Origin of the sequence: Ureibacillus xyleni (assembly GCF_900217795.1) — a bacterium.
Classification (GTDB): Bacteria; Bacillota; Bacilli; order Bacillales_A; family Planococcaceae; genus Ureibacillus; species Ureibacillus xyleni.
Genome location: NZ_OBMQ01000001.1, coordinates 781,696 through 801,469 on the forward strand (window position 1 = coordinate 781,696; position 19,774 = coordinate 801,469).

General features: G+C 36.0%; 22 protein-coding genes and 1 riboswitch. Of the genes, 11 read left to right on the top strand and 11 right to left on the bottom strand.

Annotation, left to right across the window (positions count from 1 at the left end; translation table 11 throughout):
* Window positions 1–39: 39 nt before the first annotated feature.
* The 5 genes from CRO00_RS03665 to CRO00_RS03685 form a co-directional block, all read right to left on the bottom strand.
* On the bottom strand, window positions 40–672 hold the full coding sequence (locus tag CRO00_RS03665; RefSeq protein WP_097072283.1) for a response regulator transcription factor: 633 nt from the start codon (window positions 670–672) through the stop codon (window positions 40–42).
* Window positions 673–833: 161 nt separating this feature from the next.
* Window positions 834–1,886, bottom strand: coding sequence for a sensor histidine kinase (locus tag CRO00_RS03670; RefSeq protein WP_097072284.1), 1,053 nt, complete (start codon window positions 1,884–1,886; stop codon window positions 834–836).
* Complete coding sequence (gene liaF, locus CRO00_RS03675) at window positions 1,883–2,566, bottom strand: cell wall-active antibiotics response protein LiaF (RefSeq protein ID WP_097072285.1); 684 nt, start codon at window positions 2,564–2,566, stop codon at window positions 1,883–1,885. Before liaF ends, CRO00_RS03670 begins: the two co-directional genes overlap by 4 nt.
* A gap of 90 nt (window positions 2,567–2,656) precedes the next feature.
* On the bottom strand, window positions 2,657–3,286 hold the full coding sequence (locus CRO00_RS03680) for a PspA/IM30 family protein (protein ID WP_419865849.1): 630 nt from the start codon (window positions 3,284–3,286) through the stop codon (window positions 2,657–2,659).
* A 12-nt stretch (window positions 3,287–3,298) separates the two neighbouring features.
* The gene (locus CRO00_RS03685) at window positions 3,299–3,652 is read right to left on the bottom strand and encodes a lmo0954 family membrane protein (protein WP_097072286.1); all 354 of its coding nucleotides are present in this window, start codon (window positions 3,650–3,652) and stop codon (window positions 3,299–3,301) included.
* A gap of 229 nt (window positions 3,653–3,881) precedes the next feature.
* Here CRO00_RS03685 and sirA point away from each other — a divergent pair, with 229 nt between their 5' ends.
* Together sirA and CRO00_RS03695 are read left to right on the top strand one after the other, a co-directional pair.
* Window positions 3,882–4,310, top strand: coding sequence for a sporulation inhibitor of replication protein SirA (gene sirA / locus CRO00_RS03690; protein WP_097072287.1), 429 nt, complete (start codon window positions 3,882–3,884; stop codon window positions 4,308–4,310).
* A 121-nt stretch (window positions 4,311–4,431) separates the two neighbouring features.
* Window positions 4,432–4,653, top strand: a complete 222-nt coding sequence (locus CRO00_RS03695) for a YneF family protein (RefSeq protein ID WP_097072288.1) — start codon at window positions 4,432–4,434, stop codon at window positions 4,651–4,653.
* A 433-nt stretch (window positions 4,654–5,086) separates the two neighbouring features.
* Here CRO00_RS03695 and CRO00_RS03700 read toward each other — a convergent pair whose 3' ends face one another.
* Window positions 5,087–6,034: an alpha/beta hydrolase gene (locus CRO00_RS03700; protein WP_097072289.1), complete on the bottom strand. Its 948-nt coding sequence runs from the start codon at window positions 6,032–6,034 to the stop codon at window positions 5,087–5,089.
* Window positions 6,035–6,226: 192 nt separating this feature from the next.
* Between CRO00_RS03700 and CRO00_RS03705 the strand changes: the two genes are divergently transcribed.
* On the top strand, window positions 6,227–6,463 hold the full coding sequence (locus tag CRO00_RS03705; protein ID WP_097072290.1) for a YqkE family protein: 237 nt from the start codon (window positions 6,227–6,229) through the stop codon (window positions 6,461–6,463).
* 39 nt (window positions 6,464–6,502) lie between these two features.
* Here CRO00_RS03705 and CRO00_RS03710 read toward each other — a convergent pair whose 3' ends face one another.
* From CRO00_RS03710 to CRO00_RS03720, 3 genes are all read right to left on the bottom strand, one after another.
* Window positions 6,503–7,846, bottom strand: a complete 1,344-nt coding sequence (locus CRO00_RS03710) for an amino acid permease (RefSeq protein ID WP_097072291.1) — start codon at window positions 7,844–7,846, stop codon at window positions 6,503–6,505.
* A gap of 137 nt (window positions 7,847–7,983) precedes the next feature.
* A riboswitch (glycine riboswitch) is annotated at window positions 7,984–8,060 on the bottom strand.
* Between the two features lie 218 nt (window positions 8,061–8,278).
* Complete coding sequence (locus CRO00_RS03715; protein ID WP_097072292.1) at window positions 8,279–8,767, bottom strand: VanZ family protein; 489 nt, start codon at window positions 8,765–8,767, stop codon at window positions 8,279–8,281.
* Entirely contained in the window at window positions 8,764–9,654 is an 891-nt protein-coding gene (locus tag CRO00_RS03720; protein WP_097072293.1) for an aldo/keto reductase, read from the bottom strand. The genes CRO00_RS03715 and CRO00_RS03720 overlap by 4 nt, the downstream gene beginning before the upstream one ends.
* Window positions 9,655–9,734: 80 nt before the next feature.
* On the opposite strand from CRO00_RS03720, the gene CRO00_RS03725 reads away from it, so the two are divergent.
* The 3 genes from CRO00_RS03725 to fur all read left to right on the top strand — a co-directional run bounded on the left by CRO00_RS03725 (window position 9,735) and on the right by fur (window position 11,495).
* On the top strand, window positions 9,735–10,277 hold the full coding sequence (locus CRO00_RS03725; RefSeq protein WP_097072294.1) for an NUDIX domain-containing protein: 543 nt from the start codon (window positions 9,735–9,737) through the stop codon (window positions 10,275–10,277).
* 138 nt (window positions 10,278–10,415) lie between these two features.
* Window positions 10,416–10,931, top strand: coding sequence for a hypothetical protein (locus CRO00_RS03730; protein ID WP_097072295.1), 516 nt, complete (start codon window positions 10,416–10,418; stop codon window positions 10,929–10,931).
* A 108-nt stretch (window positions 10,932–11,039) separates the two neighbouring features.
* The gene (fur, locus tag CRO00_RS03735; protein WP_097072296.1) at window positions 11,040–11,495 is read left to right on the top strand and encodes a ferric iron uptake transcriptional regulator; all 456 of its coding nucleotides are present in this window, start codon (window positions 11,040–11,042) and stop codon (window positions 11,493–11,495) included.
* A 45-nt stretch (window positions 11,496–11,540) separates the two neighbouring features.
* Here the strand turns inward: fur and CRO00_RS03740 are convergent, their stop codons facing one another.
* Window positions 11,541–13,034: a zinc ribbon domain-containing protein gene (locus CRO00_RS03740; protein ID WP_097072297.1), complete on the bottom strand. Its 1,494-nt coding sequence runs from the start codon at window positions 13,032–13,034 to the stop codon at window positions 11,541–11,543.
* A 106-nt stretch (window positions 13,035–13,140) separates the two neighbouring features.
* On the opposite strand from CRO00_RS03740, the gene CRO00_RS03745 reads away from it, so the two are divergent.
* The 5 genes from CRO00_RS03745 to CRO00_RS03765 all read left to right on the top strand — a co-directional run bounded on the left by CRO00_RS03745 (window position 13,141) and on the right by CRO00_RS03765 (window position 18,947).
* On the top strand, window positions 13,141–13,407 hold the full coding sequence (locus tag CRO00_RS03745) for a hypothetical protein (RefSeq protein ID WP_097072298.1): 267 nt from the start codon (window positions 13,141–13,143) through the stop codon (window positions 13,405–13,407).
* Between the two features lie 105 nt (window positions 13,408–13,512).
* On the top strand, window positions 13,513–14,415 hold the full coding sequence (gene xerD / locus CRO00_RS03750) for a site-specific tyrosine recombinase XerD (RefSeq protein ID WP_097072371.1): 903 nt from the start codon (window positions 13,513–13,515) through the stop codon (window positions 14,413–14,415).
* A gap of 108 nt (window positions 14,416–14,523) precedes the next feature.
* Window positions 14,524–15,702, top strand: a complete 1,179-nt coding sequence (gene deoB, locus CRO00_RS03755; RefSeq protein ID WP_097072299.1) for a phosphopentomutase — start codon at window positions 14,524–14,526, stop codon at window positions 15,700–15,702.
* Between the two features lie 12 nt (window positions 15,703–15,714).
* A complete protein-coding gene (locus tag CRO00_RS03760) occupies window positions 15,715–17,019 on the top strand; it encodes a pyrimidine-nucleoside phosphorylase (protein ID WP_097072300.1) in 1,305 nt (434 codons plus the stop codon).
* A 203-nt stretch (window positions 17,020–17,222) separates the two neighbouring features.
* On the top strand, window positions 17,223–18,947 hold the full coding sequence (locus CRO00_RS03765) for a SulP family inorganic anion transporter (RefSeq protein WP_097072301.1): 1,725 nt from the start codon (window positions 17,223–17,225) through the stop codon (window positions 18,945–18,947).
* Between the two features lie 37 nt (window positions 18,948–18,984).
* Here CRO00_RS03765 and CRO00_RS03770 read toward each other — a convergent pair whose 3' ends face one another.
* Window positions 18,985–19,758, bottom strand: a complete 774-nt coding sequence (locus CRO00_RS03770) for a response regulator (RefSeq protein WP_097072302.1) — start codon at window positions 19,756–19,758, stop codon at window positions 18,985–18,987.
* Between the last annotated feature and the right edge of the window lie 16 nt (window positions 19,759–19,774).

Sequence of the window (19,774 nt, forward strand, 5' to 3'; positions counted from 1 at the left end):
ACGGGTATTCATGTGGATCGTGAATGCCCGTAAATTATTTTATTTAGCCAATCCATTTTGAAAAGCATAAACGACGGCTTGAGTTCGGTCCTGAACTTCGAGTTTGGCTAAAATATTGCTCACATGAGTTTTTACGGTTTTTAATGCAATAAATAATTCATCTGCAATTTCTTGGTTCGTTTTACCTTGCGCGATTAACAGGAGAATTTCTGACTCTCGATCTGTTAGTTGGTCGTGTAGCGCGGTTGCTGCTCCATTTCGCATTTTTGAAATCATTTTTGTCGTTACTTCTGGCTCGAGTACTGTTTCGCCTTTCATCGTTTTCCGGATGGCTTCTGCGATTTGTTTCGCATTCGAAGTTTTCAGGATATAACTGACAGCTCCTGCTTCTAACGCAGGATATACTTTATCGTCATCTAGAAAACTAGTAACCATCATAATTTTCGCTTCCGGCCATTTCTGAATGATTTCTGCTGTGGCCTCTGCTCCTGTCATGACAGGCATAACATTATCCATTAAAATTATGTCGGGTTTTAATTGTAAAGCTAGTTCGATTGCTTGAGCCCCATTTTCCGCTTCTCCTACAACAGTCATATCCGGCTGTGCAGAAAGGTAAGCAGAAACCCCAATTCGAACCATTTCATGATCATCTGCAATCAGTACATTTATCAAACTATCACCTCAAAAATTTTTTCATTGTTATGTGGGCAAAACGCAAGCGCGAGTGGGCAAAACGTTCGCGTGAATGAGCAAAACGCTAGCTCGAATGGACAAAACGTCACCATGAATGAGCAAAACTAGCTCGAGTGAACAACAAAAACTTCATCTCAAGTTTACTCAATCTCAGCAGCATTCACATGTTCCTCAATTTCAGTGCCTGTTTTTAACGGAACTTTTACTTCAACAATCGTGCCCACGTCAGGTACCGACACAATTTTGTACGTACACCCAATTTCAACAGCGCGCTCGGCAATATTTTTCAACCCATAGGAAGTGGATTTGTCTTCTTCCATATTAAATCCTTGGCCATTATCTTGAATACGCAAAATGCCGAAGTTGTCTCTTGCAATTAACAGCAATTCCACTTCAGTTGCTTTGGAATGGCGCAATGTATTGGACAGCGCTTCCTGGGCAATTCGAAATAGGTGATCTTCTTCAGCCTTCGATAATACAATTTCTTCAATTTTATAATCAATATTAAAGTATACCTTTTGTTGCAATTCAACGATAAGTTCAGTTAGTCCTTGGGCAAGGGTATTGTTTCGCAATGCAATCGGTCTTAAATGTAGCAGTAGTGCACGCATTTCTAATTGTGCTTGTTGAACAATTTTCTCCACTTGCTGTAATATATGTTTGGAAGCTCCTAATTCATCCTCCTGCTCTGTTACGGCAGAAAGTAACATTGACGCTGCAAAAAGTTGTTGTGAGACGGAATCATGTAATTCTCGTGCTAGTCGTTGGCGTTCGGCGATGATTCGTTCTTGAATCACTTTATCATTAGCTTCAGCTTTTTCATTCGTGAGGCGCTGTAAACTTTTTCGTTGTGTGTCGATTAGTTCATTCGCTTGAAGCAATGCCTTCTTCAAAGCATGGGAAACATTCTTTTTCTTTAATGAAAAATCAGGTTCCACCACTTGCTTTACATAACGAGTTGCAGCTGTTTCTCTCGTTTTTGCAACGATGCTCATCCAAATGCTTATAGATACACTAACCAAGCTTATAAAAGTAAAGATGATTGCGATAAATGGAATGTCTTCAATATTTTGTTGCCATAATATTTCCCAATTTTCTTCGTTTGGTTCTCCAAAAAATAAATAACAGAAGAAAAAGGTCATTCCACTTAATAGAAAGAAAAGTGTAATGGTACGAAAAATAAATGAGATCATTTACGAATCACCTCCACATCGCCAAGCCACGTTGCTACATGAATGACTAATTTTCGTTTTGCATCTGCTGGGTTTCCATCCTCAAACACTAACTGTTCATTGATTAAACGTTTTGACCCTTTGCCAAGTATCTTTGCCTCACCTAAAATCGTTGAAAACTGTAGGCGAAAAGGAACTTCGTAAGGTACAACAATTTGCACTTTTCCAATGGATTGACGAATAGAAATAACGGATGTTCCAGCTGGTAAAATGGTTTCCGTCGTATCGATTGTAATATCCCCGATAAAACGCTGAATTTGAACATCTTGCCACTTATAATTTTCAAGTGGAGGTGAAGTTGAACCAATTAGCTCATTTGTTTCAAGGGATTTTACTTGAAAATCGTTCGTATCAATCGTTACATGTTTCTTTTCTTTTGTTGCATGTTTATATAGTAAGTAAACGAGTACGCCGACAATGAGGAGACGTAAACTCCAAACGGTTAAAATGGCAATAAATAGAAAGAAGCAACCAAGCCAAAAATAGCTTCTCTTATTTTTTGAAAAACTATAATAGAGTAGAAGTGCTCCAATAATAAGTAAAAAGGCACCACCATTATTAAAAATCGTGAGCTCTACGAATACAATTAATAATACAATGATTGTGATGAATGTAAGCTGGTCTGTACTAAATCTGCTCAAAATGGTTCCTCCTTTTCACTTTTTTTACACAGGAAAGAGAAGACTATGAAAAGCCTTCTCCTAGCTATTGGTAATTATATCATGTTCAAGTTAGTTTTGTTCTGTCATTTCTAGTGCTTTTGTTTTTTCTAGTTGTGCTAAGCGGGCTTCAAGCTGTGTACGTTCGTAATCTTTTTCAATGTTGTTTGCCAGATTATCGATGTACGAAGATAGCTCGTTAAAATCAGTTTCGTCGTTGGATTTTAAAACATGATCCATTTGGTGGTGAGCACGTGTTACATTTTCTTTGCCCATCAGTTGTAATTGACGAACTTTCATATCTTTGATTTTGTGTTTCATAGTCTCGAATTTGCGTTCTAACGCGATAAACTCTTCATTTGCTTTTTCAAGACTTGTCACTAATGTAAATTGGCGAGTTTTGTAAGCTTCCACTTCTTGCGTTGCGAATAAAATCAAATCTTCTTCACCATTCGCTTGTGCCAGTTGAAGTTGAGATGAGCGTTTTTCTACCATGACAGTTGCTTCTTTTAATTCTTTTTCCAATTGCTCTTTTAATTGTGCCTGACGTGAAAGTAATTTACCAGTTTGTTCCGTTTGTTTTTCTGCTTCACGAATGTATTGGTTTAACATCGCGATTGGATTTTTACGATCCTTTTTGTCAAACATTTCGTGTAAATCTGCTTCAATTGTGTACTTAAATCTTTTTAATAAACCCATCATTGTTATCTCTCCTTATTTTGTAAGTTTTGCCCATTCGTTTTCAAAGTTTGTGAACGGATCTTCTTCTTTCATTTTCACATCGCTAAAAGAAACTTCTTGATTGTTCCATTTTTTATATAGAACATATAAAACCACTAAAGCCCCAAGACCAATTAATGCTGGAATATTTGATATTGCTGAGAACACACCAATCAGACCAAGTACAACAAAGAAGATTTTCGAAATAGCTGATTTAGACTTTACATAGTAATGCATACCAGCAAAAACTAACAACGCTGAGAAAGCAAATCCAAGTAATGGTCCAGTGAGACTAAGTGCGACAATAGCAGCAATTCCTCCTGCAAGTAAGATAAATAATTTTTTCATTTTTTCTAGCTCCTTTCGTTATGTCTCTATGGTATCGTTCTTACCAATTTCTTAAAACGGACTGGAATTGCATTTTCAACTAGGTCTTGAGGCTGAGACGTACTAGGACAACTTTACGAAAAGTGGATTTCCCTCTTATTTGACAAAAATAGAAGAGAAATCGTGACACTCTTTGACAAAATATTCAAAATCCTTCTTATATAATGTTTTTAAAGAGAGGAGGACGCATATGAGAAAATATTCAATTTTTAATATAAAAAAACAATATCAATCTTTTGTGTTTGGTAGAGAAAGATTGCTTCTAGAAATGGTATCGACAAAAGGGCATGCTCTCGAGTCCTCTGTTAGTAAGCAGCTAAGCTTTATCTGCGAACCAATAGAAGGAAGTTTGGTACAAAGTGTTATATACGAGCATTTAAAAAAGAGCTTCCCAAGTATTAAAAGGGAAGATGATTATTTTATATTTGAACACCAATTTAAAGGTGGACTAAAACTAAAATTATGTACGTATCATATAGAGGCAATTTGTGAAGGATCTCGGATGCTAGACTTAGATTTATTCCATTCACTTAGCCAAATGAATGATTCCTTTATTGCGTTTAATAAGGAAGAAGCAGAATGTGGGTGGTTAAAGCCAATTAAGCACGCTTCATACTAGATTGGTTTTGTCGAAAAAATAGAAAAAACAAGTGAAAAGCTAGTATCAACAAAATTTATAGTGTATAATCCTTCATGGAGAGTTATCTCGATGTATTCGTAAGTGGAGGAGGTAGGCACAAATGGCTACATGGATTTGGATTATTATCGTTATTATCGCTCTAGCTGGGGGAACAGCACTTGGTTTCTATATAGCGCGTCAATATATGATGAAATATTTAAAAGAAAACCCACCAATTAATGAACAAATGATTCGTGTCATGATGGCGCAAATGGGACGTAAACCATCTGAGAAACAGGTTCGTCAAATGATGGCACAAATGAACAAATTCCAAGATAAATAATCGTCTAACAAACAACAACAGTTTTCATCTGAGTGAACTGTTGTTTTTATTTTGGTTTGTAAGGGATTTTTATGGATGATGAAGGCGAAAATCGGTGGATATACCTGTTAAAATGGTATTTTGATGAAGACGAATATAGGTGGGGAGTAGCTTCAGCGATTTTCATACCCATAATGAAAGACAAACAAGAGAGGGAAATGTGATTGCAGTGACCTTCATAGCCGGGATGAAGATAAAAATTAGTGGAAAGTTATGCAAGAACGGTATTTATACCACGGATGAATACAAAAATTAGTGATGAGGTCAACTGAATATGTATTATCCCCCCAAGAATACATAAAGGTGGGCATACCAGCTGTGAAATTAATCCTCACATGATACCCATCCCTAACCGAACACAAAAAAAGAGTGCTTCACGAGATGAGCACTCCAATTATGATATTTCTTTTTCTAATTCTCTAATGAAGATATACTTCTGTAAAAACTCCGATACAATCTCTTCATATTCCTGCTGGTTTTGGTTAAAGCTTTGGGCATGGGCGCCTTTTTCAAAAAGCTTTAACATTTTTGGTTCGCTTTTTTCCTCGTACATTTCTTTTGTCATATACGGTAGGATAAAATCGTCTTCCATGCTATGAATAAATAACATCGGTGATTGGATATTTTTCACCGCTTCTTTTGGTGTCACACTTTTTAAGGAATAGCCATCTCGTAACCTTAGGAAGAAATCTGCTAAGCGTACGGGAAGTTTTGTGCGTAAAATGGTTTCCTTTTTCACAATTTGGGCAATGAGTTCGGAAAAATTGGAAAAACCGCAATCTGCTATATAAAAGTCTGCGCCATCTTCAACTAATCCGGCATATAAGATCATGCTCGCTGCACCCATTGATTCACCGTGAATACCAAGGACGGCCTCACTTCCAACAATTGATTTCACAGTACTAACGACAGCTGCAATATCAAACTTTTCGTAATAGCCGTAGCTCGTTGTCTTTCCGCCAGATTCCCCATGACGACGATGATCAAAAACAAAGGAATTAAATCCAAGCCGTTCAAACATTCGGGCATATCGAACAGAATTAATCTTATTTTCTGTTACACCATGGCAAATAATAATTGTATTGTTTGTTTCAAGAGGCTTGAAGAAAATGCCTTTTATTGGATATCCATTTGGAGAATCAATACTTAATTCTTCTTTCGGACAGTTGTTATACCAATTTTCATCAAAACGTTGTGCTTTTAATTCACGATCGTAAATGAAATGATCATCTTTCTTTTTTATATACATTAAACGGTTGGTCACCATAAATCCAAAACCAGTAGTGATAGCAGAGAGAGTAGTAATAATACTAGATAGCCAAATTACCTTTTTTCGTTTCATTAAAAACACCTCGATTCCTACATAGTATTGAATATTCCTTTCCACTTCATACGAACGTATTAAAACAGTTTGGTTATTATTATATTACGCAAATATTGTTTAATAGGTTCATTATTCTTTGAGAGTTCATTCGTGAAATTTGGCTAAAAAATGTTAAACTAAAAGGGAATTTTATTTGAGTAGGTGAAGGAAATGGCAAAGAAACAAAAACAAAATATCAATAATGATGAAACATTAACACTAAAAGATCAATTAAATGGGGATGTGTTGGCTAAACTTAAAGCTGCCAAACAAAGCCTCGTTGCGGAAGAACAAGCAAAAGAAGAAGAACGTCAGGCAAAACTAGCATTTGAACGAAAACAACGTGAGAAAAATATGAGCTTTGAAGAATTGTTAGAAAAGTACGGAGATAAGGGATCGAAATTTTAAATCCCGCCAAAGAAAAAAGCGTTAAGCAATCAATTAAGATTACTTAGCGCTTTTTCTCATTCCATACGTGAACAACACTAATATAAACCAAACTGGAGTTAGTAATAACGCAGATCTTGTTTCCACATTAATAAACATAATTATTAAAATCGCTAAAAATAACAACAATACAACATAATTAATAAACGGTGTTAAAGGTGCCTTGAATGTTGATTTTTTATGTAAATCTGGTCGTTTCTTAGTATAACGAATATGTGATACTAGAATAATTGCCCAAACCCAAATAAAACAAATGGCACTAATTGTTGTTACGATACTGAATGCAGAATCCGGGATAAAATAGCTTAATAACCCGCCGATAGATACGACAAAAGTTGAAACAAACAGAGCATTGCTTGGTACAGAGTTTCTGTTCAGCTTACCTAGTGATTTTCCACCTTGGCTATTTTTACTTAAGTTGAACATGATTCTACTTGTGGAAAATAATCCACTATTACATGCAGAGGCGGCTGAAGTTAAGACAACAAAATTGATTATGCCTGCTGCTACAGGTATTCCTACCAAACTAAATACTTGTACAAAAGGACTGTTTTCTGCGTTAACGCTTGTCCAAGGATTAATACATAAAATAACGAAAATCGCACCTACGTAAAATAACAAAATGCGTAATGGAATTTTGTTAATGGCAGAAGGGATGTTCTTCTTAGGGTCAGATGTTTCGGCAGCTGACACACCAACAATTTCGACTCCGACAAATGAAAAGACAACCATTTGGAAGGCGAATAAAAATCCAGTAATGCCATTTGGAAATAGACCACCGTGCGCCCAAAGATTTGTGACGGACACTGTTCCTGTGTTTGTTTTAAATCCTATTACTAACATCACAATTCCAATGATAATTAAAGCAATGATTGTGATCACTTTGATGATTGCAAACCAAAATTCTAACTCACCAAATAGTTTAACGGTAAGCAGATTGAAAAATAGTAAAATGACTAAACAAGCAAGTGCTGGGATCCATTGTGGAATATCAAACCAATATCGTACATACATCCCAACAGCAATGATGTCGGCCATGGCGGTCATAATCCAGCAGAACCAATATGTCCATCCAGTGACGTATCCTGCCCATGGACCGATATAATCAACCGCAAAATCATTAAACGATTGATAGCGAGTATTGGATAACAGCAATTCACCCAATGCTCTCATGATAAAGAATACAGCAATACCAATAATTAAATAGACAAAAATAATAGATGGACCAGCTTTTTCAATTGCTGCTCCAGAACCTAAAAATAAGCCTGTCCCAATTGTTCCTCCGATTGCGATTAATTGAACATGGCGGTTTTTTAAGTCGCGTTTTAATTCTTGTTGTGCCACAAGAATGCCCCCTTTCAATTAACATATTCGATAGAAAATAAAAAAATGAGATAGGATATCCTATCTCATTAGACATTAAAAATAACAAATAAAATATATAAAAATAGTAAAATAAACGTAGATTTACTTCTTATACTTGTTACTTTTCTGTCCTTTTGCCTGAGATTGTGAACCCTTCGGCGACGCAACATGCGCTCTCTCCAGAAATTGCTCCCGCTATAGTGACCCCATAGCATTCATCGCGGTTATTTAGTTTGCTTCGAAATGTTGTTATAAATATTAACAATCTATTTTGTTTTTTTCAATGCTTTCTTACTAAGAATACGACATAAACTTATGAATTTTACTATAGAATTGTAGATAATTGCTGTATATTTGAGTTAGAAATGATATAAAAAAGTTTTAAGAAATGTAAAAAAGCTAGCGAAAAGATTATTTCCCTTCACTAGCTTTAAACATAAAATTAATTGAAAAAATGATTTTGAATAAAACAACGAATGTAATTGCTCCTGCTGTATCTAGTAAAACATCTTGAAACACTCCAGTTCTACCTGCGACAAAAGTCTGGCGAAATTCATCAAGTGAAGCAATCAAGAATGTTGAAACTAATGCGTAAAGTATCGCCAATTTCAATTTGAACTTTCGGTACAATAAATAAAACAAAACGCCAATGCATCCATATCCGACAAAATGTAGTCCTTTTCTAACTAAAAATTCGATGAAGTAATAATATCCACGGGTTTCTACTGAAATCGTTCTACCCCAATAAGTGAATTCAAACTGACTAAGAAAATGATAGAATGGTTCGTCTTTTAGTAAAGTTTGTAATGTTGGAACAATCGTTTGCTGTTCATAGGACATACTGGAAACCAAAAAAAGTACAATTAATACTGCAATAATAAGGAAAACGTATTTTTTCATCGGTGCTCGGTATATACATCTTTCTTTGTAATTTGATCTACGTAGGATAAATCTGTAATCGCTTGAGCCTTTTCGTATGCCATTACATTTTGGTTAAGTTGCTCTTTACTGCGGGCTCCAATAACCGTTGAAGCAACTACTGGATGATTTAAATTGAATGCAAGTGCCAGAGCGTGGATGTCTTCGTAGTGTGACTCTAAAGATTGGAGAACTTGCTGTAGTTCATCACTAGAGTAGCTCATATAACTTTGCAATCTGTTTTTCCATTCATTCGTTAGGATACCTTTTGCAATAGAACCTCTTGTTACAACGGATGTTCCAGAAGAAGCGATTTGTTCAAACCATTCCTCTGCGCGGCGATCTAAAAGGTTATATTGCATCATATTTGAAATGGCATTACTGTTCTTTAAAAAGGATGTAAACACATTTGGTCGGATTGATGAAATCCCATATTCACGAATTAATCCTTGTTCTTTCAAACGTTCAAATGTTTCGATAATGTCATCCCACGGGTCATCAATGGTACCGCCATGTAATTGATAAACATCAATATAATCCGTTTTTAGTCGACGTAAGCTGCTCTTTAATCCGTTTTCAATGTGAGATGGGGAAGGGTCCCAACGCCATCCATTTTCCCCGTCATTCCACCTGTTACCAACTTTTGTTGCAAGAATTAATTCGTTACGATGTGGTTTTAAAAGTTCGCCGACAATTTCTTCGTTGATACCTTTATCATATAGATCTGCTGTATCAAAATAATTAATGCCATAATCAATGGCAGAATGAATAATCGGTTTTGCATCTATTATATTAGTAGGTAAAGACATACATCCTAAACTTAATTCGGTGATTTCAATGGAGCTATTTCCAAGCGCCCTTTTTTTCATTTGAACACGCCTTTCTGCCATACAATTTCTAACTACAATGGTACAATGAATGTAATGAACAGGACAAGCGAGGAATCCTAATGAAAAAATTTGAAGAGAAAACAATCGGCTCAAATCAAATCTTTAATGGTAAAGTCATTTCATTAAAAGTAGATGATGTTCTGCTTCCAAATGGTAACAAGTCAATACGAGAAATCGTAAACCATCCCGGTGCAGTTGCAGTTATTGCCATTACGGATGAAGGAAAGCTAATTCTAGTGGAACAATACCGTAAAGCATTGGAAAGATCGATTATTGAAATTCCTGCGGGGAAACTGGAGCCGGGGGAAGCACCTGAAGTGACAGCAAGACGTGAATTAGAAGAAGAAACGGGTTTAGGTTGTCATAAGCTAAGTTATCTTCAAACTTTTGCAACATCACCCGGATTTGCCGATGAAGTGATCCATCTTTATGTAGCTGAGCAATTATTTGAAATTGAAGAAAAGGCTGAGCTTGATGAAGACGAATTTGTTGAACTAATGCAAGTCTCTATTGAAGAAGCGGAAGAAATGGTAAAAGACGGCCGCATTTATGACGCAAAAACGGCATTTGCTGTTCTTTGGATGCAACTAAATAAATCTTAGCTTGCCATACGGAATTGGCAAGTTTTTTTTACGTCATAGACCCTTACTAAATATAAAATTTGATAGAATCTATCGAAAATCGGGGGGTATATTGATAGAGGACGAGCATAAGATGGTAACAACGAAAGGAGAATGCTTATGTATCGTTCCACTCTATTAATCCAATTTGCAGTGATTCTAGCAATTAGCTTTGTAAGTGGAGTCGTTTGTTTTCAGTTGTTTCCCTTGGACAAGGCAATGGAGTTAATTAAATATATAGATCCAAGAGTTCTAGAATTAACTGACATCACTATCTGGAATACAATCATTCCCCTTGTAGCTTGGATTGTACTAGTACTGTTTTTCGCAACCCATCCGTATTTACATGTTCTGGCTCGATTTGTTGTTGCAGTGAAAGCAACATTTTTCGGTTTTAGTTCCGTTTTTCTATTAACGCAGCAAGAATCTTTATTAGTTTATAGTGCATGGTGGTTTCCATTTCAATTTGTTTATTGCATTCTACTTTTCTTACTTTGTTCGGTTTATGCAACGAAGAAAGTTGGACAAAAGCGAAAGTATTTTTTCTCCCAAAGACTTTTTGTCACATTAATAGTTGCCATCACTCTAATTTGTGTGGGTGAAAACTTGGTAATTACTTATGTTATTCCGAGTTAGCTTAAATTACGAGCATGATAACTTTGAAGATTTTATTAATAAAGAATCCCTCTCTTGTAATAGCTTTCACTCATTTGGTATAATGAGATGAGTTTAGGAGGGCGTCTTATGGAAAGCCGTATTGATCGAATTAAAAAGCAACTGCATAGTGCTGGCTATAAACTGACGCCGCAGCGTGAAGCGACAGTTGCAGTACTATTAGAACATGAAGAAGACCATTTAAGTGCTGAGGACGTTTACTTACTTGTAAAAGATAAAGCACCAGAAATTGGTTTAGCCACAGTATACCGAACATTAGAATTATTAACAGAATTAAAGATTGTCGATAAAATTAATTTCGGCGATGGTGTGTCCCGTTACGATTTACGACAAGAAGGGGCAAAGCATTTCCACCACCACCTCGTCTGCATCGAATGTGGAGCTGTAGACGAAATTCAAGAAGACTTATTAGATGATGTTGAAGCAATCGTCGAAAAACGTTGGAACTTTATTATTAAAGATCATCGTTTAACTTTCCACGGAATTTGCCATCGTTGCCATGACCAACAAATTGAGGAAAAATAATTAAAAGGTGTACCTAAGAACGACTTAAGTACACCTTTATTACTTTTAATAGACTCTAGTTTTCGAAACCGTTTTCGTATCCTCAATACTAGCTATTTTCAATACACCATCAATTAACTGAAAGACATAGCGTTTTTCCCGTTCATAATGCCATGTACCCTCTTCTTCCGAATAAAATCTAAAAATCTCCTTTGAGTCAAGTTTTAGGCTATTTTCAGTATATGGAGAAATTTTTAACACATCATTGGAAATAAAGTCATAGTAATAAAAATAGAAAGACATTTGATCAATAACAAATTGTTCGTAGTTTCTTTGTAATTGGGAGCCATTGATAAAATAATGGTCAACATAAGAGAAGTCAGCGTAGTTTACAGCGAGGTTATAGTTATTCCTAAAATTATAAAATGTATCCCGAGCTATATCACGATAATTTTCATAGAAATTTTGAATTCTTTGTTGTTTTTCTTTTTCTTCTTTTTCGGCTTTTCGCTGCTGTTGCACTTGTTCAAAGGTAATATGTTGATTTTCATCCGTAAGCAAGAGTGTTTCAGATTTAATCGTTTCATTATTATCCTTCGATTCTGCATGAATTTTGACAGTACCATCAAGAGGTGCAGCAAGAAGTTCTATTTCAGCCACTGTTTTTTTCGTATTGTCCCCGTTAATATAAACAGTAGCATTCTCGATGTCCGATGTAAGCTTCGTTATATGCTTATCTAAATCAATTTCAACAACATGTTTATTATTCCCATCTCCGTTTATTTCAACTTTATGTTCAACATCCTTTTCAAAATAATCATCTTTTAAGGTTAATGTATAGTCATACGTTCCAGGAACAAAATTTCCGATTGTTATCGTATCAGTTGATATTTCTTTATTTAGACCCTCAATATTTACTGTTGCAGCGTGACTAGTTGTTTTTGCACTAACTTGAATCGGGTGATATTGAAATTTTAATTTTTTATAAAATAGAAAGTATTTTTCTTCTTGAACAGTAAATATTTTGTTTCCATAATCATCATAAATGGGTTCTGCATATCCTATATTCTCGTATTCTTGAATTGCTCGCTCGATTCCATCTTGTGCAAAGGATTTCCATGCATCCTCATCCATATAGTGATAAAAACTACTCGCTGTATAGATGGTGTTTTCAGGGAATACAAAAAGATTTGTAAATTGTTCTTTGTTTTCTTCAGTAAAATGTTTGTTCATCAATACAAACTGTCTTTCTGGATCCACCTTATTAGCTAGGATAATATGTGTGATGATTAGGGAGATTATTAGAATTATAGCGGCAATTATCAAGATTTTTGTAGAAGTTTTCCATTGTTTCATGTTAAATTTTTGATTTTCCTTTTTGGTAATTTGGGTGCCACAATGTATGCAAAATTTTTGTTCGCTTTTTATTTCTTTACCACAAGAGGGGCATGACATTTGAACGGCATCTTTTTCATCAATCGGTGGGAGTGGGGAACCACATTCAATACAAAATTCATCAAAATCTGTGGCATCTTTTCCACAATTGTGGCAAATACGCATAATTTAGTACCTCCCCATAATATCTTTATTATTAATATATCGTTCCTTATTTACAGTAATAACTAAAATGTTGGAAATTTTTGTTAAATCTAAGGGGGAGTCAAGAGTGGTTAAAGCAAGTTTTGAAACGGAATTAGGGATAAATGACATTAAAAAACGGTTACTTGAAACGAATGAACAAAGATTGGAACTAATCGTTAAACTTGGAGAAGTTACAAATAAGGTACTTGGTAAAAATGAAACTGAACTAACACTGTTAAACCAATTTACGGATCAACTATTAAACTTAGACTTAGAGATTTATCAATTGCTTTGTAAGTTAGATAAGTTTAATGCAAAATGCAGTCATTGCCCTAATTGCCATCAACCATAACGATCACTCCCTCTAGTGCCATCTTGCGCTAGGGGATTTTTTAGTTTTTAGACAGAACATGGTAAAATAAAGTGAAAGAAGCAAACAGAAATGGGGCCTGTCCAAATGAGAAATTTTACAGATCCACTCAACGATTATCTTCACTTTTTACAAGTTGAACGACAATTATCGACAAACACTTTATCTTCCTATCGACGAGATTTAGAGAGTTATATAAATAATTTAAATAAAGAACAAGGATTACAAAGTTTAAATCATGTGGAAAGAACAAATATATTAATTCATTTAGAAAACTTACGAAATCAAGGAATTTCAGCCCGTACTGTAGCTCGTCACATTTCTTCAATCCGCTCTTTTCATCAATTTTTATTGCGCGATAAAGTGACAGAGCAAGACCCAACTGTTCACTTAGAAATGCCTCAAATCGAGCAAAAGCTACCAAAAGTATTGTCAATTGAAGAAATTGAAAGTTTAATTTCTGCTCCAAATCGTGATAAACCACAAGGAATACGGGATGTTGCCATGCTAGAAATTTTGTATGGGACAGGCATGCGCATTAGTGAATGTATTGGCTTAAACCTAGAAGATGTGCACTTAACAATGGGTTTTGTTCGAGTTTACGGAAAAGGTGGGAAGGAGAGAATTGTCCCACTAGGAAAAGGTGCAATCCGTGCGTGCGATCACTATTTACAAAATGCACGGAGTAAGTTACAAGGAAAATATCCGAAAACTGACGCATTTTTTATAAATCAGCGAGGAAAACGTTTAACTCGGCAAGGTTGTTGGAAACTCTTAAAAGAGCATGCGACAAATGCAAACATCAAAAAAGAAATTACCCCCCATACATTGCGACATAGCTTTGCTACACATTTAATTGAAAATGGGGCGGATTTACGTGCAGTGCAAGAAATGTTAGGACATGCAGACATCTCGACAACACAGATTTACACTCATATTAGTAAAACGAGATTATCGGAAGTTTATAAACAATTTCATCCGAGAGCTTAAGCATCAACTTAATGCACACACAAATTTAAATTAGATACGTCAGATGTCTGACCTTTATTTCTTTAGGCAAATTAGGTAATATTAACTTTGTAAGAGGAGGACGAATAAATGAAACCCTTTAAAAAGATACATGTGGTAGTAATGGATTCAGTAGGTATTGGGGAAGCCCCAGATGCCGCAAATTTTGGAGATAAAGGTTCAGACACATTAGGTCATATTGCAGAAAAAATGAACGGTTTAACAATGCCGAATATGGAATCACTTGGTTTATCCAATATCCGTGAATTGAAAGGGATTGCAAAAGTATCCCAACCAAAAGCTTTTTACGGCATGATGCAAGAAGCCTCTGTTGGAAAAGATACAATGACAGGTCATTGGGAAATCATGGGCCTTAATATCGACAAACCTTTTAAAGTATATCCAGAAGGCTTTCCTGCAAAACTAATCGAACAGTTAGAAGAAAAAATAGGTAGAAAAGTACTTGGCAATAAACCAGCAAGTGGTACTGGTATTATAGATGAACTTGGGAAGGAACATATGGACACGGGGGCAATCATCGTTTATACATCAGCTGACCCAGTGTTACAAATTGCAGCTCACGAAGAAATTGTTCCTTTAGACGAACTATACAAAATTTGTGAAATCGCGCGTGAACTTACGTTAAATCCTGAATTTTTAGTTGGTCGCGTCATTGCCCGTCCATTTATCGGAACTCCTGGAAACTTCACAAGAACATCCAATCGTCATGACTATGCATTAAAACCATTTGGTCGTACAACGATGAATGAATTAAAAGATGCGGGGCTAGATGTTATTGCAATTGGAAAGATTTCTGATATTTTCAACGGGGAAGGTATAACAGATTCGGTCCGCACAAAAAACAATGATGACGGAATGGATAAATTTGCAGAAGTTGTAAGACGTGACTTCCACGGTATTAGTTTCTTAAATTTAGTTGATTTCGATGCAAACTTCGGGCATCGCCGTGACCCAATCGGCTATGGGGAAGCATTAGAGGAATTTGACCGCCGTTTACCAGAAGTATTAACTACACTAAACGAGGAAGATTTATTAATCATTACAGCTGACCACGGAAATGACCCAACATTCCCAGGAACGGACCATACACGTGAATTTGTTCCTTTAATTGTTTATTCGCCAAGATTTGAACAAGGCACTGAATTACCTTTACGTAAAACTTTTGCTGACATTGCGGCAACAATTGCAGAAAACTTTAATGTACCTGCACCACAGTTTGGCACGAGTTTCTTATCCAATTTGAAGTAGGGGGTTTTTGCAATGAGAATGGTTGATCTTATCGAAAAAAAACGTAATGGGGAAGAATTGTCTACTGAAGAAATTCGTTTCTTTGTCAATGGCTATACAGATGGTTCGATTCCTGACTACCAAGTAAGTAGTTTAATGATGGCAATTTACTTCCAAGATATGAATGACCGTGAAAGAGCGGATTTAACGATGGCGATGGTTGAATCAGGAGACCAAATTGATCTTTCAGGCATTGAAGGAATCAAGGTCGACAAACATTCTACTGGCGGAGTTGGCGATACAACCACACTTTCCCTTGCAGCAATGGTCGCAGCAGTGGGCGTTCCTGTAGCAAAAATGAGCGGGCGCGGATTAGGTCATACAGGCGGTACCATCGATAAATTAGAATCCATTAAAGGGTTTCATGTTGAACTTTCCAATGAACAATTTATGAAACAAGTAAATGAAATTGGAACGGCTGTTATTGGGCAAAGTGGGAATTTAACACCAGCAGACAAAAAATTGTATGCATTGCGTGATGTAACTGGAACGGTCCCAAGCATTCCACTCATTGCAAGTTCAATTATGTCGAAAAAAATTGCAGCAGGAGCAGATGCCATCGTTTTAGACGTTAAAACAGGCGACGGTGCATTCATGAAAACATATGAGGACGCTAAAGCTCTTGCCCATGCGATGGTACAAATCGGAAATAACGTTGGCAGAAAAACAATGGCCATTATTTCAGATATGAGTCAACCACTTGGCTTTGCTATTGGAAATGCACTTGAAGTAAAAGAAGCCATTGATACATTAAAAGGGCATGGTCCGAAAGATTTAATGGAGTTATGTTACACACTTGGTTCGCAAATGGTCGTACTTGGCAATAAAGCAGCTTCACTAGAAGAAGCGCGTACATTACTTGAAGAAGTGGTTCAAAATGGTAATGCATTAGAAGTGTTTAAAAAATTCATTATTGCTCAAGGAGGAGATGCATCTGTTGTGGATGACCCATCTCTTTTACCACAAGCGAAATACAAAACTGAACTACCAGCTAAACAAGCAGGCTATATTGAAAAAATTGAAGCGGATGATGTTGGAGTAGCTGCGATGTTACTTGGTGCAGGTCGAGCTACAAAAGAATCAACAATTGATTTAGCAGTAGGATTAGTTCTTCATAAAAAAGTGGGAGATTCTGTTCAAGAAGGGGAATCCCTTGCGACAATTCATTCCAATACTGAAGATATTTCTGAAGTGGTGGAAAAACTGTATAAACATATAATAATTTCCAAAGAACCAGTCGAAGCACCAACGTTAATTAAAGATATCATTAAAAAATAACTAGTCAATAATATCTTTTAGTGGTAATATTATGACGCCTATTTCTTAATGACGAAAAGGTTAGTAGCATACGTGCTACTAATTTTTTTCTTTCTATTTTCCAAAAATATGTTAGAATATGAATAATTTAACCTATAATCATTTTCGAGATATTTTTTGCTTGAAAGAGAAATTTTGCGAAATCTACTAAAAGAAGGGATAACATGAGTAAGTTTTGGACAGGGAGATTTGAAGGGTATTCGTTTGATCATTTTAAAAAGGACTTATTATCTGGAACAATTGTGGGGATTGTCGCAATTCCATTAGCAATGTCATTTGCAATTGCTTCAGGTGTAAAGCCCGAGTACGGAATTTATACCGCAGTAATCGCTGGGATTTTAATTTCTTTATTAGGTGGGTCGAAATATCAAATTGGGGGTCCTACTGGTGCCTTTGTTCCAATTCTATTAGGAATCGTTATTTCTTATGGATATGAGAATCTCTTAATCGCAGGACTAATGGCTGGCGTTATGCTCGTATTAATGGGCGTCTTTAAACTAGGAATTTTAATTAAGTATATTCCTAGACCAGTAACAATCGGATTTACAGCAGGAATCGCCGTTATTATATTTACTGGCCAAATTTCAAATTTCTTAGGATTAAGAGGGATGGAGCAACACGAACGCTTCATTGATAATATGAAAGAGATTGCTAGTCACTTAAATACAATTAATCTCTTTAGTATTTTAGTTGCTGCGATTTGTTTTGTTATTATGTTATTGACGCCAAAAGTAATGCCAAAAGTTCCCGGAGCCTTAGTAGGAATTATTGTTTCATCTGTCGTAACCGCCATATTTTTCGGTGGCCAAGTTGCAACAATTGGTTCTACTTATGGAGCCATTCCAAATTCATTACCGTCATTCGGTATTCCTGAAATTACATTTGAAAGAATGCAAATGCTAATAGGACCAGCCTTCGTTATTGCCATGCTTGGTGGGATTGAATCATTATTATCTGCTGTTGTTGCAGATGGAATGACGAACAGCAAACACAATAGTAACAGGGAGTTAGTTGGACAAGGTATTGCAAATATTGTGACGCCGTTCTTCGGTGGTATTCCTGCTACTGGAGCGATTGCACGAACAGCAACGAATATTAAATCAGGTGCTACTTCACCAATGTCTGGTGTCATTCACGGTTTATTCGTATTATTAACATTACTTGTTTTCGCACCTCTTGCAGTGCATATTCCTTTGGCAGCTCTTGCACCAGTATTGATGATGGTTGCATGGAACATGAGTGAACGAAAACACTTTGCCCATATACTAAAATTAAAATCAGGGGATTCGTTAGTTTTAGTTATTACATTCCTATTAACTGTGTTTACAAGTTTAACAGTTGCCGTAGAAGTGGGTCTACTACTAGCTATAATTCTATTTGCAAAACGTATGAGTGAAATGTTAGTTGTTTCCAAAGTTTTACCAGACCATGAAAGTAGTAATGGAAAAGTGCTACCCCATGTTGTAAATCCTTCCCATGATTGTCCGCAAGTAAGTATTTACACTGTGGAAGGGCCGTTATTCTTTGGTGCAGCACAAACTTTTGAGCAATCCATCTTGTCGTCCATCAATGTAAAGCCAAATGTTCTTATTTTACGCTTAAGAAAAGTGCCTTTCATTGATACAACTGGAGAAGAATATTTCAGAAATATTGTCAAAGATTTTAAAAGTCATGGAGGTACGCTTTTAGTTACGGAAGTTCGTCCTTCTTTAAAACTTGCAATGGACCAAAGTGGATTGACGAAAGAAATCGGCGAGCAAAACTTCTATGTGCACACTGGTGAAGCAATTGATCGCGCTATTGGTTGCATCAACAGAAATACGTGTCTTGGATGCAAACATTTTGCCTTTAAAGAGTGTAATGAATTAGCGAGTACAAAAATTAGTTAAAGAAACAGAGCACAGCAACTTAACCTGTGCTCTGTTTTTATAATTTTATCACTTGTTTCCACTCGTAACTTCGATCACCAAAAAGTTGTTCCATGTGCCAATCTTCTTGCTCCTCAATGTCAATTGTACAATTTGATAATTCGATTGTATATTTTCCCTTAATGTTTTCAATTGTTAGTTGAATGCCACTTTCTAAGAAGGTTTTCTTTAATCTGTAAATAGTTGTATATAAGTTTTGCTCAGCTTTCTTCATTTCAATATTTGGCCAAAGTTTCTCGATAATTTGCCATTTTTCGATGCCCGTTTTGCGGTAAAGCACCATTAAAGAAAATAATTCCTCCACTTTTACGGTAGTCCACCTTAAACGCACTTCTTCGTTGTTTTGAAATACTTTTATATGCCCAAGGAGTTCAATTTTTAAGGAGTTGTCACTGTTCAACTTTAGCAAATTTTTCTTTCTTAACACTCTTTGAATCGCTTCTCGAACTTCCTCTTCATCGGAAGGTTTTAAAATGTAATGTAGGGCATTTAGTTTAAAGGCTTCCACAGCATATTGGTTATAAGCTGTCACAAAGACAATTTCCACTTCAGGATATTGATTTAGCAATTTTGTACCAAGTTCAATGCCATTCATTCCAGGCATTTCAATATCCAAGAAAACAACATCAGGTTTAATGGTTGGAATTTCTTTTAGTGCATCGGAAGGCTTTAGAAACTCTCCAACGACGCTTACTAAATTCGATTGTTCTAATTGCATTTTTAAAAAATTCGCTACTAATCTTTCATCTTCAACTATTACACCTTTTAGCACAGAAATAAAACTCCTT